At 75.1% G+C, this 16,566-nt stretch carries 12 protein-coding genes and 1 pseudogene; 9 read left to right on the top strand and 4 right to left on the bottom strand.

Annotated features, from left to right (window positions below; all coding sequences use genetic code 11):
- Positions 1-57 precede the first annotated feature (57 nt).
- Positions 58-2,492 (top strand): annotated as a pseudogene (locus tag ACGFIZ_RS10610) (Tex family protein).
- Between the two features lie 449 nt (positions 2,493-2,941).
- Positions 2,942-3,376 (top strand): hypothetical protein, encoded by a 435-nt coding sequence (locus tag ACGFIZ_RS10605; protein ID WP_393417899.1) that lies wholly within the window; start codon positions 2,942-2,944, stop codon positions 3,374-3,376.
- A gap of 56 nt (positions 3,377-3,432) precedes the next feature.
- Here the strand turns inward: ACGFIZ_RS10605 and ACGFIZ_RS10600 are convergent, their stop codons facing one another.
- The gene (locus ACGFIZ_RS10600; RefSeq protein WP_393417897.1) at positions 3,433-4,398 is read right to left on the bottom strand and encodes a DUF389 domain-containing protein; all 966 of its coding nucleotides are present in this window, start codon (positions 4,396-4,398) and stop codon (positions 3,433-3,435) included.
- 873 nt (positions 4,399-5,271) lie between these two features.
- On the opposite strand from ACGFIZ_RS10600, the gene ACGFIZ_RS10595 reads away from it, so the two are divergent.
- Genes ACGFIZ_RS10595 through ACGFIZ_RS10565 form a run of 7 tightly spaced genes read left to right on the top strand, consistent with a single transcriptional unit; the run spans position 5,272 to position 13,083 of the window.
- Complete coding sequence (locus tag ACGFIZ_RS10595) at positions 5,272-6,405, top strand: DegT/DnrJ/EryC1/StrS family aminotransferase (RefSeq protein ID WP_393417895.1); 1,134 nt, start codon at positions 5,272-5,274, stop codon at positions 6,403-6,405.
- Positions 6,402-7,064 (top strand): sugar transferase, encoded by a 663-nt coding sequence (locus ACGFIZ_RS10590; RefSeq protein ID WP_393417893.1) that lies wholly within the window; start codon positions 6,402-6,404, stop codon positions 7,062-7,064. The genes ACGFIZ_RS10595 and ACGFIZ_RS10590 overlap by 4 nt, the downstream gene beginning before the upstream one ends.
- A gap of 43 nt (positions 7,065-7,107) precedes the next feature.
- Positions 7,108-7,755, top strand: a complete 648-nt coding sequence (locus ACGFIZ_RS10585; protein WP_393417891.1) for an acetyltransferase — start codon at positions 7,108-7,110, stop codon at positions 7,753-7,755.
- Complete coding sequence (locus tag ACGFIZ_RS10580) at positions 7,752-9,032, top strand: glycosyltransferase family 4 protein (RefSeq protein ID WP_393417889.1); 1,281 nt, start codon at positions 7,752-7,754, stop codon at positions 9,030-9,032. Before ACGFIZ_RS10585 ends, ACGFIZ_RS10580 begins: the two co-directional genes overlap by 4 nt.
- Positions 9,029-10,231 (top strand): glycosyltransferase, encoded by a 1,203-nt coding sequence (locus tag ACGFIZ_RS10575; RefSeq protein ID WP_393417887.1) that lies wholly within the window; start codon positions 9,029-9,031, stop codon positions 10,229-10,231. Before ACGFIZ_RS10580 ends, ACGFIZ_RS10575 begins: the two co-directional genes overlap by 4 nt.
- Before the next feature lie 48 nt (positions 10,232-10,279).
- Positions 10,280-11,524 (top strand): glycosyltransferase, encoded by a 1,245-nt coding sequence (locus ACGFIZ_RS10570; RefSeq protein ID WP_393417885.1) that lies wholly within the window; start codon positions 10,280-10,282, stop codon positions 11,522-11,524.
- On the top strand, positions 11,521-13,083 hold the full coding sequence (locus ACGFIZ_RS10565) for a hypothetical protein (RefSeq protein WP_393417883.1): 1,563 nt from the start codon (positions 11,521-11,523) through the stop codon (positions 13,081-13,083). Before ACGFIZ_RS10570 ends, ACGFIZ_RS10565 begins: the two co-directional genes overlap by 4 nt.
- Before the next feature lie 90 nt (positions 13,084-13,173).
- Here the strand turns inward: ACGFIZ_RS10565 and wecB are convergent, their stop codons facing one another.
- From wecB to ACGFIZ_RS10550, 3 genes are read right to left on the bottom strand one after another with little or no spacing between them, the layout of a single operon-like run.
- A complete protein-coding gene (wecB, locus tag ACGFIZ_RS10560) occupies positions 13,174-14,310 on the bottom strand; it encodes a non-hydrolyzing UDP-N-acetylglucosamine 2-epimerase (RefSeq protein WP_393417881.1) in 1,137 nt (378 codons plus the stop codon).
- 48 nt (positions 14,311-14,358) lie between these two features.
- Positions 14,359-15,474 carry an NAD-dependent epimerase/dehydratase family protein gene (locus ACGFIZ_RS10555; protein ID WP_393417879.1) on the bottom strand — a complete coding sequence of 372 codons (1,116 nt, stop codon included), beginning with the start codon at positions 15,472-15,474 and terminating at the stop codon, positions 14,359-14,361.
- Positions 15,471-16,511 (bottom strand): SDR family NAD(P)-dependent oxidoreductase, encoded by a 1,041-nt coding sequence (locus ACGFIZ_RS10550; protein WP_393417877.1) that lies wholly within the window; start codon positions 16,509-16,511, stop codon positions 15,471-15,473. The genes ACGFIZ_RS10555 and ACGFIZ_RS10550 overlap by 4 nt, the downstream gene beginning before the upstream one ends.
- Positions 16,512-16,566: the final 55 nt, after the last annotated feature.

Genomic DNA, 16,566 nt, shown 5'->3' with positions numbered 1-16,566 from the left:
GCCACGCTAGCAGCGAACGGCGGGTGCGCCGCCAGCTCGTCGGGAGCGACCGGCACAATGCAGGACGGAACCCACCCGAGAAGGCGGAACAGATCGTGACCCAGTCTGTGCACCAGCGGATCGCCGACGAGCTCGGCGTCGCCGAACGTCAGGTCCGGGCGGCCGTGGAGCTGCTCGACGGCGGCGCCACCGTGCCGTTCATCGCCCGCTACCGCAAGGAGGCCACCGGCCTGCTCGACGACGCCCAGCTGCGCACCCTCGAGGAGCGCCTGCGCTACCTGCGCGAGCTGGACGAGCGCCGCGCCGCGGTGCTGGAGTCCATCCGCAGCCAGGGCAAGCTCGACGAGGCCCTGGAAGCGCAGATCATGGCGGCCGACTCGAAGTCCCGGCTGGAGGACATCTACCTGCCGTACAAGCCGAAGCGGCGCACCCGGGCGCAGATCGCCCGCGAGGCCGGGCTGGAGCCCCTCGCGGACGCCCTGCTGGCCGACCCGGGCCAGGACCCGAAGGCGACCGCCGCCGGGTACGTCGACGCGGACAAGGGCGTGGCTGACGCCGCCGCCGCGCTGGACGGCGCGCGGGCCATCCTCATCGAGCGCTTCGCCGAGGACGCCGACCTGATCGGCACGCTGCGCGAGCAGATGTGGTCGCGGGGCCGGCTGGTGTCCCGGGTACGCGAGGGCCAGGAGTCCGCCGGGGCCAAGTTCGCCGACTACTTCGACTTCGCCGAGCCGTACCCGAAGCTCCCCTCGCACCGCATCCTGGCGATGTTCCGGGGCGAGAAGGAGGGCGCGCTCGACCTGACGATGGACCCGGAGCCGGAGGGCGACTCCGACGCCGTGGCCAGCGGCCCGAGCCGGTACGAGGCGGCGATCGCCGCCCGGTTCGGCGTCGCCGACCAGGGGCGCCCGGCGGACAGGTGGCTGGCCGACACGGTGCGCTGGGCCTGGCGTACGCGGATCCTCATCCACCTCGGCGCGGACCTGCGCATGCGGCTGTGGCAGGCGGCCGAGGAGGAGGCGGTGCGGGTGTTCGCCACCAACCTGCGCGACCTGCTGCTCGCCGCCCCGGCCGGCACCCGGGCGACGATGGGGCTGGACCCGGGCCTGCGTACCGGGGTCAAGGTGGCGGTGGTCGACGCCACCGGCAAGGTGGTGGCCACCGACACGATCTACCCGCACGAGCCGCGCCGGCAGTGGGACGCCTCGATCGAGACCCTGGCGAGGCTGGCGGCGGCGCACCGGGTGGAGCTGGTCGCCATCGGCAACGGCACCGCCAGCCGGGAGACGGACAAGCTGGCCGGCGACCTGATCAAGCGGCACCCGGAGCTGAAACTGACCAAGGTGGTGGTCTCCGAGGCCGGCGCGTCGGTCTACTCCGCCTCCGCGTACGCCTCGCAGGAGCTGCCGGGCCTGGACGTGTCGCTGCGCGGCGCGGTCTCCATCGCCCGCCGCCTCCAGGACCCGCTCGCCGAACTGGTGAAGATCGACCCGCGCTCGATCGGCGTGGGGCAGTACCAGCACGACCTGTCCGAGGTGAAGCTCTCCCGCTCGCTGGACGCCGTGGTCGAGGACTGCGTGAACGCCGTCGGGGTGGACGTCAACACCGCGTCCGCGCCGTTGCTGACCCGGGTGTCCGGCATCGGCGCGGGGCTGGCGGAGAACATCGTGCTGCACCGGGACGCCAACGGCCCGTTCCGCACCCGGGCCGACCTGCGTAAGGTGCCCCGGCTCGGCCCGAAGGCGTTCGAGCAGTGCGCCGGCTTCCTGCGCATCCCCGGAGGCGACGACCCGCTGGACTCCTCCAGCGTGCACCCCGAGGCGTACCCGGTGGTGCGGCGGATCCTGGCCCACACCGGGCGGGACGTGCGCGCGCTGATCGGGCAGAGCGGCATCCTGCGCGGGCTGCGGGCCACCGACTTCGTCGACGACACGTTCGGCCTGCCCACCGTGACCGACATTCTCGCCGAGTTGGAGAAGCCGGGCCGCGACCCGCGCCCGGAGTTCCGGACGGCGACGTTCGTCGAGGGCGTGGAGACGATCGGCGACCTGACCCCGGGCATGATCCTGGAGGGCGTGGTCACCAACGTGGCGGCGTTCGGGGCGTTCGTCGACGTCGGCGTGCACCAGGACGGCCTGGTCCACGTCTCGGCGATGTCGCGGACGTTCGTGAAGGACCCGCGCGACGTGGTGAAGTCCGGCGACGTGGTCCGGGTCAAGGTCCTCGACGTCGACGTGCCGCGCAAGCGGATCTCGCTGACACTGCGGCTGGAGGACGACGCCGAGCCCGGCGCCGGGCGGGGCGGCGACGGCGGCCGGCGCGAGCGCGGCGGTCCCCGCGGCGAGCAGTCCGCCGAGCGGGGCGGCGGCCGGGGCGGCCAGGGGCGCGGCGGCTCGCGGGGCGGCCCACAGCGGCAGGGCCGGGGCGGCGGGACCCCGCCGCCGGCCAACGGGGCGATGGCGGACGCGCTGCGCCGCGCCGGTCTCGCCTGACGGCGGTGCGGCGTCCTCCGGCAGCGACCGCGCTCGGCTCCCGGGCGCGGTCGCTGCCGGTGGTGCTGCGGCGGCCCCTCGGGCGGGGGCCTTCCGGCAGCGCCTCCGGCGGCCCCTCGGGGCGAGGGCCTTCCGGCAGTGCCTCCGGCGGCCCCTCGGCGAGGCCGCCGGTGGTGGCTCCGGCGGCCCCTCTGGAGCTGCCCCGTCCATGCGCCCGCCTGCGGCTGGTCAGCGTGCGACGGCGGCTGCCCCGCCCGTGGGGGCAGCTCCAGAGGGACCGAGGACGGTCGGGATCCGATCCACTCCCCGGGGCGGCCTTCGGGTGCCGACGGCCGGGGCGGCCTTCGGGTGCCGACGGCCGGGACGCCCTCCGGTGCCGGTGCCCGAGGCGGCCCTCCGGGGCGGCGGCCTTCGGGTGCCGACGGCCGGGTGGGCGTACCGTCGCCGTCATGGGTTCCGACGACGGCCTCGCGTGGCGGGAGCGGCAGCGGCGGGCGGTGCGGGCGCACGCCGAGGCCGACGAGCGGCGACGGGCGGCCGAGCGCGCCGAGGCCGCGCGGATCGTGGCCTGGTTCGTGGCCGAGGCGACCCGGCGAGGGCTGCCGCCCACCCGGCTCACCGCTGTGCCGTACGCGGGCCGCGGTCGCTACCGGACCAGGCTGACGGGCTGGTACGTCGATCGGGCCCACACCCGTGCGGTGGACACGGCCGGCCGGTGGTACCTGCTGACCGTGCCGGCCAGCCTGCGCGCCCGCGTCCTCGGGGCCGACCCGCCGCCCGGCCCCGCGCCCCTGATCGTCGGCGAGGGCGGGCGCGACGGCGAGTCGATGCCGCTGCGCGACATGCTCACCCGCCGGCTGGAGGCCGGCGACGACGCGGGTTGAGCCCGGCCCGCGGCCCGCCCCGGACGCGACCCCGGGCTCGTCCGCGCCGGACGGGTTCAGCGCCCGGCGACCCCGGTCCGGGCGGCCCGGCGCCTGACCCGCCGGCCCACGTGCCACCACCAGAGTTGCTGCACGGCGAGGGTCACCAGCCCGGCGAGCACGATCGCGCACAGGTTGATCACCAACTGGAACGCCGAGCCGCCCGCCTCGTGCCACACGCCGTACGCGGCGGCGACGGCGACGTTCGCGGCCGCCGGCACGGTGGTGACCGAGATCAGGACCCCGACCAGGGCGCCGGACTTCTTGGAGGTCAACGAGAGCATCCCGGCGACACCGGCCAGCAGGCCGACCACCCAGGACAGGGCGTCGGGGCGCCAGATGAAATCGGTCAGCGGCCGCTCGGCCAGCAGCATGCCCCGGTGGACCAGGCCTGCGGCGGTGAGCGCCCAGGTGCTGAGGACCGTGGCGAGCATGGCGGCCAGGAAGCCCACCACGAGGGCCTGCACCGAGCGGACGACGGTCGCCGGCCTGCGGCGCAGCAGCGCCACGCAGAGCGCGGCGAGCGGGCCGAACTCGGGGCCGACCACCATCGCGCCGACGATCAGGATCGGCTGGTCGAGCAGCACCCCGATGCCGGCGATCATGGTGGCCACCACGATCAGCACCAGGTAGGTCGCCGACAGTTCCGTCTGCTCGCCGGTCTTCGCCGCGACCTCGTCCCAGACCACGGCGTCCGCGCCGCTGCCCGGCGCCTCCTCGGCGGCGTGCCCCGCGGCGGTGGAGAGGGTGAGCTCCACGTCGTCGGCGGCGATCCCGCCGCGCGCCTCCACGCCGATCTCCTGCAGGCCCCGCAGCACGTTGTCGGCCCGCTCGCGGACCACGTCGCAGAGGATCAGGTCGCCCCGGGGCTGCCGGGCCACGCCCGGGAGCACCGCCAGGTGGGTGACCCCGGGGTCGGCGCCCAGCAGGTCGGCCACCGCCGCGGTCTGGTCGGGCGGGGCGATCACCCTCAGATGCAGCACGGACCCGCCTCCCTCGCGCGTCGTCGGTGCAGGCGACCGAGCGACGGATCGACATGGGCGAACGGCGCCCCCCGAGCTCGCCCGACCGGCAGCACTGTAGCGCCCGGAGGCGGTCGCTGGCCGGCCCCGCCATGTCGGCGACATGGCGGGATTCATTGGAGGTTGCGGTAGGGGTGGCCCCCGCTGTGCCCAGCTTCGGGCGGTCAGGCTTAATCCCTGCGCCGGTCACGGCGGGCCCCACCCGACCCCGTCCCGTGCCGTATCCGTCGGTTCGTTCCGGTGATCGACTCCATGTCGGGGACATGGTGGTGTCCGGGCGCCAGGATGCCGCCGTGTCGGCGACATGGAGTGGATCATCCCTGTCCGAGGGGACCGTTCGCGATGAATGTCCGATCTGGGGGTGCTTGTGGGTGGCCAGCGGCGGCGCAGGGCCCCCACCCGACCCCGTCCCGGCCGCTGCCGGTCGGCTCGTCCCGGTCACTGGCCCGTTCGACTCGTCCCCGGCCACCGTCGGCTCATCCCGGGTCGCTGCCGATCCGGTCTCGGGGTCTCGGGTCCGGTCCCGGTAGCCGCTCGCGCCGTTCTGTGTCGCACGCCCCGGTGATCGACTCCATGTCGGGGACATGGTGGTGTCCGGGCAGTGCCGCGACCCCCGGCTGGCGAGCCTCGCACCGCCCGACACCCCAGTCGCCGTGGGGCGCACCAGTCCCACGCCGGACACCGGTGTCCAAAACGGTCATCTGGTCGTTCAACCTCTGATAGAACCCATTTGTCGACTTATCGCGCGATCAGTCGGGAGGGCCAGGAGGGTGCGCTGTCCTGCCGTCCCGTGCCCGCCGACCGACGGCCCGCCGACCGGAGGGTGTCCCCCATATGAGCGGAACGATCTTTCTGTCCCCGCCCGACCTGAGCCCCCTGGAGGAGGCGTACGTCCTGCGCGCCGTCCGCTCCGGACGGTTCGACCCGGACGGGCCGGAGATCCGGCACTTCGAACAGGAGGTGGCCCGGCGGGTCGGCACGGCCCACGCGCTCGGGGTCAGCTCGGGAACGGCCGCCCTGCACCTCGCCCTGCTCGCGGTGGGCGCGGGACCGGGCACCGTCGTGGTGGTGCCCACCCTCACGTTCGCGGCCACGGCCAACGCCGTGGTGTACACGGGGGCCCAGCCGGTCTTCGTCGACTGCGAGCCGGCCTCCGGCAACGTCGACGTCGACCTGCTGTCGGCGCTGCTCGACCGGCTGCGTGCCGAGGGTGAACGCGTCGCCGCCGTCATGACGGTGGACATCAACGGATCGTGCGCCGACTACGAGCGGCTGCTGCCGGTCTGCGCCGACGCCGGCGTACCGGTGGTGGAGGACTCCGCCCAGGCGCTCGGCGCGACGCGGCGCGGACGCGCGGCGGGGTCGTTCGGCCGGGTCGGTGTCTTCTCGTTCAGCCACAACAAGATCATGACCACGTCCTGCGGCGGCATGGTGGTCTCGGACGACGCAGGCCTGGTCGCCCGGTGCCGGCACCTGTCCACGCAGGCCCGCGAGCCCGTCCCCCACTACGAGCACCGCGACGTCGGCCACAACTACCGGCTGAGCAACGTCCTGGCGGCGCTGGGGCGCGCGCAGCTGCGCCGGCTGGACCAGATGATCGAGCGACGGCGCGCGATCCGGGAGCGGTACGCGAAGCTGTTCGCCGCCGTACCCGGCACCCGGATCCTCGGCGACGGCGACAGCGGCTCCAACTGCTGGCTCACCTCCCTCGTGGTGGACCCGGACGCCGCCGGGTGGGACGCCGCGGAGCTCGGCCGGCACCTCGCCGCCCGGGACGTCGAGACCCGCCCGATGTGGAAGCCGATGCACCGGCAACCCGTGTACGCGGGCCGCCCGGCCGCGCTGACCGGAGCAGCCGACCGGCTCTTCGCCACGAGCGTCTCGCTGCCCAGCGGCTCCGGGCTGACCAACGCCGACGCCGACCGCCTGTTCGCCACCGTCGAGGAGTTCCTGGAGGGCCGCCGATGACGGCTCCCCGCGCGTACGAGTGCGCCAAGCGCCTTCTCGACGTCGTCGTCGCCGCGGTGTGCCTCGTGCTGGCCACGCCCGTCATGCTCGCCATCGCCGTCGCGATCCTGGTGACGATGGGCCGGCCCGTGCTGTTCCGGCAGCCGCGGCCGGGCCGCCACGCGAGGCTGTTCGACCTGGTCAAGTTCCGGTCCATGACCGTGCCGGGGTCCGCCGACGGGCCGGCCACCGACGCCGCCCGGCTCACCCCGCTCGGCGCCTGGCTGCGGGCGACGAGCCTCGACGAGCTGCCGGGCCTGTGGAACGTGCTGCGCGGCGACATGAGCCTGGTCGGGCCGCGCCCGCTGCTGCCGTCCTATCTCGACCGGTACACCCCGGAGCAGTTCCGCCGGCACGAGGTGCGCCCCGGCGTGACCGGCCTGCAGCAGGTGAACGGGCGCAACGCGCTGACCTGGGAGCGGCGCTTCGCCTACGACGTCTGGTACGTCGACAACCGCGGCTTCCTGCTGGACCTGCGCATCCTCGCCCGGACCGTGGTGGTGGTCCTGCGCCGGGAGGGCATCACGGCGCCGGGCAGCGTGACGGCACACGAGTTCCACGGCAGCCGGGTGCCGGTCGGGGCCGGGATCGGCGCCGAGCGCAGCGAGGTGACGGCATGAGCGAGCGCAGCGAGCGAACCAGCCAGCGCAGGGCGGTGACGGGGTGAGCGCCGACGTCGTCGTGGTCGGCTGCGGCGGCCACGGCCGGGAGGTGCTCGGCATCATCGACGCGGTCAACCGGGCGTCCGCCGCCGGACCGCCCTGGCGGGTGCTGGGCTTCGTCGACGACGCGCCCAGCGAGGCCAACCGCAAGCGGGTCGCCCGGCTCGGGCACGCGTACCTCGGCCCCACGACGGTGCTCGCGACGCTGCCGCCGCGTACCCACGTCGCGGTGGGCATCGGGGTGCCGGCGGCCCGGCGCGCGGTGGTCGAGCGGATCGACGGGTACGGCCTGCCGGCGGCGGACCTGGTGCACCCGGACGCCACGGTCGGGCCCGACGCCCGGCACGGCGAGGGCCTGCTGGTGTTCCCCGGGGCGCGAGTCACCACGAACGTGACCATGGGCCGGCACGTGCACCTCAACCAGAACGTCACCGTCGGGCACGACTGCGTGCTCGGCGACCTCGTCTCGGTCAACCCCCTCGCCGCCGTGTCGGGCAACTGCCGGATCGACAGCGGCGCGCTGGTCGGCGCCGGGGCCGTGGTGCTGGAGGGCCGCCGGGTCGGCACCCACGCCACGGTCGGTGCCGCCGCCTGCGTCGTCCGGGACGTCCCACCGCACACCGTCGTCAAGGGGGTACCTGCTCGATGATCGCCGACGCCGAGGGGCCGGGGCGTACGCCGGCCGCCGTGGGCGGGCCCGCCGCCGCGCGGCGGCTGCGGGTCGCCGTGCTGCTCAAGACGAACAGCGGCGGGATGTGGATCCTGCCGCAGGTCGAGGAACTGCGCGCCCGCGGCCACGAGGTGGTCGTCGTCCTGCCGCCCGGCGAGGGCCGGCTCACGGCCGAGCTGCGGCGCCGGGGCGTACGGGTCGAGGAGTCGCCGTTCGACTTCCGGGTCGGCCCGGGCAGCGTACGCGGCCTGCTGGGCCTGCGCCGGCTGCTGCGCCGGCTGGCCCCGGACGTGCTGCACTACCACCTGCTCGCCTCCGCGTTCGCCGGCCGGTTCGCCACCCTCGGCATGTCGCTGCGCCGGGTGCACATGGTGGCCGGCCCGCTGTACCTCGAGTCCCCGGTCATCCGCCCCGTCGAGCGTCTGCTGTGGCGGCTGGACGACGTGATCATCTGCGGCTGCCGGCACGCGTCGGACCGGTACGGGGAGCTGGGCTGCCCGCCCCGGCGGCGCCCGGTGGCCACGTACGGGGTGAACACCGACCGGCACCGGCCGGACTGGACGGTCCCGGCGGAGCCCGGCGACGGCGTGGACTTCGACCGGCGGGCGCACGCGGAGGCGCGGGCGAAGGCCCGGGCCGAGCTGGGCGTCGGCGACGACACGTTCCTGGCGGTGATGGTCGCCTACGTCTACCCGCCGATCCGGTTGATCAACCGGGGCCGCGGGATCAAGGGCCACGACGTGCTCTTCCCGGCGTGGCGCCGGTTCCGCGAGCGCCACCCGCGGGCGCACCTGCTGGTGGTCGGCGGGGGCTGGGGCGAGGCGGGCGCGGCCCACCGCCGCGAGCTGATCGAGCGCTTCGGCGTGGCCGGCGACCCCGGCATCACCTGGCTGGAGACGGTCGAGGACGTCCGTCCGTGGTACGCCGCGGCGGACGTGAGCGTGAGCCCGTCGCTGGGCGAGAGCCACGGGGCGGCCGTCGAGGCGGGCGCGATGGCGGTGCCGAGCATCGTCAGCGAGGCCGGCGGCCTGCCCGAGACCGTCGACGAGAGCTGCGGCTGGGTCGTCCCGATGGACGACGTGGCGGCGCTGACCGGGGCGCTGTCGGCCGCGTACCAGGAGTTCGCGGCCGGCCGGCTGCCGGAGCGGGGGCGGGCGGCCCGCCGGCTGATGGTGGAGCGGTTCGACAACCGCGACTCGGCCGTCCGGGTGGCGGACATCGTCGAGGACCTCGCGGCCGGCGGGTGGCGCGGATGAGGGTCGTCGTCACCTCCGAGGCGCGCTTCCGCCGTACGCCGGACGGGGCGGTGTGGACGCCCGACGGACCCGACCACGGGTTCTGGACCCGCTACCTCGCCGTGTTCGACGAGGTGCGGGTGGTGGCCCGGGTGCAGGACACCGAACGCGCCGGCGAGACCGCGCGACGGGTCGACGGGGACCGGGTCGGGGTGTGGCCGCTGCCGTACTACGTGGGGCCGCGGCAGTACCTGGCGGCGCGGCGGGCGGTCGCCGCGGCCGTCGGCGAGGCCGCGGACGCCCGGGACGCGGTGATCCTGCGCGTCCCGTCGGCGATCGGGACGCTGCTGGCCGCCGGGCGTGACCGCCGGCGCCTGCCGTACGGGCTGGAGGTGGTCGCCGACCCGTACGACGTGTTCGCGCCCGGGGCCGTCGGCCACCCGCTGCGGCCCCTGCTGCGGCGGCGTTTCGCCGCCCGGCTGCGGGACGAGTGCGCCGCCGCCGTCGCGGTGTCCTACGTGACCCGCGGGCACCTGCAATCCCGCTACCCGGCCCGGCCCGGCGTCCCGACGACGGCCGCGTCCAGCATCGACCTGCCGCCCACCGCCTTCGTCCCGCAGCCGCGCCGCGGCGCCGTGCCGGTGGGGGCCGAGCCGACGCTGGTCACCGTCGGCACGATGGACCAGTTGTACAAGGGCGTGGACGTGCTGATCGAGGCGGTGGCCCGGCTGGCGGCCGCCGGCCGCCCGGTGCGGCTCGCCCACGTGGGGACCGGCCGCTACCAGCCCCGCCTGGCGGACCTGGCCCGGCGGGCCGGCGTCGCCGACCGGGTGACGTTCCTCGGCTGGTGCCCGCCCGGCGAGCCGCTGCACCGGCGGCTCGACGCGGCCGACCTGTTCGTCATGCCGTCGCGCACCGAGGGCCTGCCCCGGGCGCTGATCGAGGCGATGGCCCGCGCGCTGCCGGCACTGGGCACCCGCGTCGGCGGCATACCGGAGTTGCTCTCGGCCCAGGATCTCGTCCCGCCGGGCGACCCGGGGGCGCTGGCCGACGCGGTGGCCGCCATGCTCGGCGCCCCGGAGCGGATGACCGCCGCCTCGGCCCGGAACCTGGCCCGGGCGCGGGCGTACTCACGGGACGTCCTGCAGCCGCGCCGCGAGGCGTTCTACCGCAGCGTGCGGGACGCGACCGCGCGCAAGAGCCTGATCCGCTCCCGCTGACCCCCGTCCGGGCCCCGACGGCCCGACCGTCCCGAGGAGAGATGCCGTATGTCCACCGGCAGACCGGTGCAGCCGCGCGCCCCGCACGCCCGCCAGCCCGACGCCGGCTCGGCCGGCCCCGTCCCGGGCCCGGCCGGTGTCCGGGAGCCCGGCGCCGCGACCGCCGGCGGGCCGCCGGCCGGGCCCGGCGCGCCACGCCGGGTGGTGCACGTGGTCGGCTGCCTGGACCGGGGCGGGATCGAGACGGCCACGCTGGACGTGTGCCGGTCGATTCCGCCCACGCAGGCGCACCAGACGTTCGTCACCGTCGCCGGCTGGGAGGGCACGCTGGCCGGCGAGTTCCGCGCCGCGGGCGCGGCGGTCCGGCAGCTGCCGGTACGGCCGAGGGCCACGTTCGCGCTGCGGATGTGGCGTTGCCTGCGGGCGCTGCGGCCCGACGTCGTGGTGTCGCACATCAGCCTGACCAGCGCGCTGGTCCTGCTGGTGGCGCGGTTCTGCGGTGTCCCGGTACGGGTGGCGCGCCTGTGGAGCGAGGGCGACGGCCGGGTCGAGACCGGGCGGCGGCGCCTCCAGCGCGCGGTCCTGCGCCGGCTGCTGCGCCACGCCGCGACCGACGTGCTGGGGGTGACGGCCGCGGCGCTGGACTTCACCCGCCCGCCCGGCGACGACCCGCGCTACCGGGTGCTCTACAACGGCGTCGCCCTCGACCGGGTCGACGGATGGGCCCGACGGGCGGCCCGCGAGCGTTGGGGCCTGCCGGCCGACGTTCCCGTGCTCGGCTACCTCGGCCGGGCCGCCCCGGAGAAGAACCGCCCGTTCCTCGTCGACGTGCACCGGGCCGCCCGCGCGCTGCGGCCCGACACCCGGCTACTCGTCGCCGGACCGGCCGGTACCGACGACCTCACCGCCGCCTGCCCCGGGATCGGGGCCGACGGGCATGTGGTCCTCGCCGGGGAGGTGGACGACATCGCTGCCGTGCTGGCCGCCGCCGACGTCCTGCTCCTGCCGTCGCTGCGGGAGGGGCTGCCGGGCGTGGTCCTCGAGGCCCTGGCCGTCGGCGTGCCGGTCGTCTCGTCCGACCTGGCCTGTCTCCGGGAGCTCGCGGCGCTGGTCACCGGGCTCACCCCGGTGCCCCTGAGCGCGGGGGCGGACCGCTGGGCGCAGGTGGCGCTCGACCAGGCCGCGACCGGCGCGGACCGGCGCCGGGAGATCGCCTCGTCCCTGCGCGCGTCGCCGTTCACCCTCGCCGCCGTGGCCCGGCAGTGGCGGGCCCTGTGGGGCGTCGCCCGGTGAGCCCGCGGGACGAGCTGCTGCCGGCACCCGCGGTGCGGGTGGCGGCCCAGGAGCGGCGGTCGCCCTCTGACGGGAGGCTCACGACCGCGCTGGTGCTGTCGCTCAGCCTCGCCCTGGTGGTGTTCGTGCCGAGCCTGCGCCACTGGCTGATGGTGCCCGTGACGCTCAGCGGGATCCTCATCGGGGTGGACACCGTCGCGTGGTTCCACCGGCGGACCGACGTGTTCGACCCCCGGGCCTACCTGGGTCTGATGGGCTTCCACTTCTTCTACGTGGCCCCGATCCTGCAGGTCGGCCTGGACCACTGGTCGCCGCGTATCTACGACCCTCCCGACTGGCCGAACGCGATCGGCGCCATGGCCGTGCTGAACACGCTCGGCCTCGCCCTCTACCGGGTCGTGCTGGCCCTCCCGGCCCGCCGCGGGCGCCGGCGGCACCGGCCGGCGCGGCAACTGGACGTCCGGGCGTTCTGGTGGTTCGGGCTGCTCGCCGTCGCGGTCAGCTTCGCCGCGTTCGGCGTCGAGGTCGCCATGTTCGGCGGGCTGTCCGGGTTCGTGGAGGTCATGACCGGGTCCTACGAGCGGCCGGAGCTGGCGGGCCTCGGCTGGTTCCTCCTGATCACGGAGGCGTTCCCGGCGCTCCTGGTGGCGATGGTGCTGGTGCGCTGGCGCTCCGCGCTGGCCCGGCGGCCGGGGCTGCTGATCCTGCTGATGACCGGCCTGGCCGTGACGCAGTTCTTCGTCAGCGGCCTGAAGGGCAGCCGGAGCAGCACCATGTGGCCGGTGCTGCTCTGCCTGATCATCATCCACCTGCTGGTACGGCGGATCCCCCGCCGGGCGCTGTTCGCCGTCGTCGCCGTGCTGCTGGTCTACATGTACGGCTACGGCCTGTACAAGTCCGCCGGGCCCAACGTGCTCGCGGTGGCCAACGGCACCCGCAGCGTGGAGGAGGTGTCCTCCGCCACCGGACGCGACCTGCCCACGCTGCTGACCGGCGACTTCGGCCGGGCCGACGTCCAGGCCGTGGTGCTCGACCGGCACCTGCACGGCGAGGCCGAGCCCGTGCTCGGGTCCACCTACCTGAACGCCATGACCCTGCTGCTGCCCGACGCGCTTTTGCCCTACCACCCGGTGAGCAAGGTCGAGGTGGGCTCCGTCCTGCTGTACGGGCCCACGATCCTGGAGAGCGAGCACCGGTCGAGCAAGGTCTACGGGCTCGCCGGCGAGGCGATCATCAACTTCGGGCCGGTCGGCGGGCTGCTCTCCTTCGCGGTGCTCGGCCTGGTCGTCCGGGCCGTCCGGCGGTACTACCTGAACGCGGTGCACCGGCCGGACCTGGCGCCGAAGCTGCTCGCCCCGATGGCCTGGACGCTCGTCGGCATCGTCAGCGCCGACCTGGACAACGTCGTGTTCTTCCAGCTGAAGTACGCGCTGCCGCTGGTCGCGGTGGTGCTGCTGTCCCGCCGGCTGGACCGGGGGTCGCGGCCGGCCGTACCGCAGGTGCGGCCCGGGTCGTCGCACCGCCGCGCGGGCGCGCACCGGATTCCCGCCGGGCGGTAGGCGGACCGATGGCGCCGCCGCCGGCCGTGGCCGGCGGCGGCGCCATCTTTTTTCTCGGCGGATTCCCTGGCGGTGGGCTCGGCGGATGCGCTACCGGTGGGCGTGGTGCCGGATGCCCGCCCAGTCGTGGTGGCGGCGGACGGTGGAGAGGATGAAGTCGACGACGCGGCGGGAGGTGTCCGGCACCCCGTAGTCCGCCGGGCAGGGCACGCCGTCGGCGGCGACCTGGTCGACGGTGACCCGTACCGCCTCCACCACGCCCGCCGGGTCCAGGCCGGTCATGACGATGCCGCCCGCGTCCAGGGCCTCGGGGCGTTCGATCGACTCCCGCAGCGTCACGGCGGGGAAGCCGAGGATCGCGGCCTCCTCGCTGATCGTGCCGCTGTCCGACAGCGTGCACCGCGCCTCGCTCTGCAGGCGTACGTAGTCGAAGAAGCCGAACGGCTCGTGGAACGCGATCCCGTCCAGGGCGGCGTCGTGGCCGGTGAGCGCCTCCAGGCGCTTGCGGGTGCGGGGATGCGTGGAGACGAGCACCGGCAGGCCCCAGGTGTCCCGCACCGCGCGGAGGCAGTCCAGCAGGCGGCGCAGCCGGGCCGGGTGGTCGACGTTCTCCTCCCGGTGCGCGCTGACCACGAAGTAGCCGTCCGGGGCGAGTTCGAGCCGGTCCAGCACGGTCGAGCGGGCGACGTCCGCGCGGTGGTGCTCCAGCACCTCGCGCATCGGCGAGCCGGTGTGCAGGACGCGCCGCGGGTGCAGCCCCTCGGCCAGCAGGTTGCGCCGGGCGTGCTCGGTGTAGACGAGGTTGAAGTCGGCGACGTGGTCGACCAGCCGCCGGTTCGTCTCCTCGGGCACGTTGAGGTCGAAGCAGCGGTTGCCGGCCTCCATGTGGTAGACGGGCACCCGCATCCGGCGGGCCATCAGCGCCGCGATGCAGCTGTTCGTGTCCCCCAGCACCAGCAACGCGTCCGGTCGCAGCTCGGCGATGGCCGTCTCCACCCCGACCAGCACCCCGCCGAGCACCCGGCCCAACGACGCGGTGTCCACGTGCAGGAACCGGTCGGGCGGGCGCAGCCGCAGGTCGGTGAAGAACACGTCCGACAGGGCGGGGTCCCAGTTCTGCCCGGTGTGGACCAGCACGTGGTCCACCGTCCGGTCCAACCGGTCGAGCACGCGGGACAGCCGGATGATCTCCGGCCGGGTGCCCACCACAGTCATGACCCGGGTCACCCGGTCACCTCCCGATCCTGCCGCGGGGCGGCCCTTCGCGATTCCGTCTCACCCACCGGTGGCCGGGAAGCCGACAGTCTCCCGGTAGGTGTCCGGCCGGTCCGGGTCGAAGATCCCGTCCGTCCAGAACAGCGTCAGCAGCTCGTCGCCGCCGGTGTTGGTGATGTCGTGCGCCCACATGGTGGGCATGTCCACCACCACCGGGTCGGCCCCGTCGACCGGGAAGCGGACCACCTCGTCGTGCCCGATCCGGCGCAGGGCGATCTCGGCCGTGCCGCGCAGGACGACGAACCGCTCCACCTTCGCCAGGTGGAAGTGCTCGCCGCGGGTGACGCCGGGGCGGGTGGTGGAGCAGAACGTCTGGCCGGCGCCGCCGTGCGCCTTGACGGTCTCGACCAGCACGCCGCGCTGGTCGGCGCGGCGCGGCAGCGGCATCGGGTAGCGCGCCGGGAACAGGTGCGACCGGTAGGTGTTGAACAGGCGGACGTCGTGCCGGTCGAGCAGCGGCGGGAGCTCCGCCCGGCGGTAGGTGGCCGCGTACCCGGTCAGCCGCTCGGCGAGCGCGCGCACGCCGGTCCGCAGCGCCGGCATCCCGGCGTCCCAGACGCCGGCCGGGGGCGCGTCGAGCAGCCGGGCCGCCGCGTCCGTGACGTGTACCAGGTGCAGCTCGCGGTCCTCGCGCACCTCGGGCTCCCCGCCGTCGGCGAGGACCCGGCAGAACGTGGCGGTGACCGAGTTGTAGAAGGGGCGGCCGTGCTCCCCGTACAGGTGGGGCAGGCGCACGTCGACGACCTGGCTGCCGGCGGCGGCGTCGGCCAGGATCGCGGCGGCGGTCGCCTTCGAGTCGCCGTAGGGCGTGCCGTTGCCGGCCTGCGTCGAGTTGGCGAAGACGACGGTCTTCGGCGGCTCGGGGCAGCGCCGCAGGCCCCGGGCGAGCGCCTCGGCCAGCGCGACGTTGCCGGCGGCCACGTCGGCCGGGTCGCCGCGGTTGACGCCGGCCAGGTGCAGGACCCGGTCCACGCCGCGCAGCCGGGCGGCGACCGCCGCCGGGTCGGCCAGGTCGGCGCGGTCGACGACCGCCGGCTCGGGCCAGCCGAGCGCGCGGACGAGGACCCGCACGTGCCAGCCGAGGAAGCCGCCGGCGCCGGTGAGCGCGACCCTCACGGGACCAGCGCCGGGTCGCGTGCGGCCAGCTCCGCGCGGATCTCCGGCAGCGTCCGCAGCAGCTCCACGATCTCCGGTACGTCCAGCCGGCGCGCGTTGGCGGAGGTGAAGTCCTGCTGGCCGGGGCCGCCCAGCTCGCCCTCGGTCACGTAGAGCGCGTAGTTGAGGTCGCGGGCGTCGACGGGCACCCGGTAGAAGTCGCCGAAGTCGTCGGCCTGGGCCAGTTCCTCGCGGCTGGCCAGCGTCTCGTCCCGCTTCTCACCGTGCCGCACGCCGATCACCTGGTACTTCGCGGGGACGTCGAACAGCTGGCACAGCGCGGTGACGAGATCGCCGATCGTGCAGGCGGCGGCCTTGCGGATGAAGATGTCGCCGGCCCGGGCGTTGGCGAACGCGTGCTCGACCAGTTCGACGGAGTCGGCCAGGGACATCAGGAACCGGGTCATGCCGGGGTCGGTCACGGTCGGCACGGCGCCGGCCTTGAGCTGCTCGACGAACAGCGGGATGACCGAGCCCCGGGAGTACATGACGTTGCCGTACCGGACGCAGGAGACGACGGTGCCGCTGCGCGGGTTGTTCCGCGCGTGCGCCTGGGCCACCTTCTCCATCATGGCCTTGCTCATGCCCATGGCGTTGATCGGGTAGACGGCCTTGTCGGTGCTGAGCACGACGACCGAGCCGACGCCGTTGCGCTGGGCGGCCTCGACGACGTTCGCGCTGCCCAGCACGTTGGTGCGGACCGCCTCCAGGGGGAAGAACTCGCAGGAGGGCACCTGCTTGAGGGCCGCGGCGTGGAAGATGAAGTCCACCTCCCGCGTCGCGCGGGCCACGGTGTCGAAGTCCCGCACGTCGCCGACGTGGTAGCGGACCCGGTCGTCGCCGAGCGCCCGGCGCATGGCGTCCTGCTTGGCCTCGTCCCGGCTGAGCACCCGCACCTCCGCCACGCCCCGGTCGAGCAGCCGCCGGGTCATCGTCTGGCCGAAGGAGCCCGTTCCCCCCGTTATCAGAACCCGTCGCCCCTCGGTCGAAGATGTCATCAGCAGCCCCCGTTCATCCGTGGATCGCCCACCGGATCGTTCCTCCTGGCACCCG

The organism is Micromonospora sp. NPDC048830, assembly GCF_043198215.1.
Taxonomy (GTDB): Bacteria; Actinomycetota; Actinomycetes; order Mycobacteriales; family Micromonosporaceae; genus Micromonospora.
Note: the sequence above shows the minus strand (reverse complement) of the source record. Positions and strands in the feature narration are given on the sequence as shown.

Coding starts and splice junctions, on each gene's coding strand:
- ACGFIZ_RS10580 (WP_393417889.1), top strand. CDS start 7,752: ATGATCGCCGACGCCGAGGGGCCGGGGCGTACGCCGGCCGCCGTGGGC.
- ACGFIZ_RS10590 (WP_393417893.1), top strand. CDS start 6,402: ATGACGGCTCCCCGCGCGTACGAGTGCGCCAAGCGCCTTCTCGACGTC.
- ACGFIZ_RS10605 (WP_393417899.1), top strand. CDS start 2,942: ATGGGTTCCGACGACGGCCTCGCGTGGCGGGAGCGGCAGCGGCGGGCG.
- ACGFIZ_RS10550 (WP_393417877.1), bottom strand. CDS start 16,511: ATGACATCTTCGACCGAGGGGCGACGGGTTCTGATAACGGGGGGAACG.
- ACGFIZ_RS10575 (WP_393417887.1), top strand. CDS start 9,029: ATGAGGGTCGTCGTCACCTCCGAGGCGCGCTTCCGCCGTACGCCGGAC.
- ACGFIZ_RS10595 (WP_393417895.1), top strand. CDS start 5,272: ATGAGCGGAACGATCTTTCTGTCCCCGCCCGACCTGAGCCCCCTGGAG.
- ACGFIZ_RS10570 (WP_393417885.1), top strand. CDS start 10,280: ATGTCCACCGGCAGACCGGTGCAGCCGCGCGCCCCGCACGCCCGCCAG.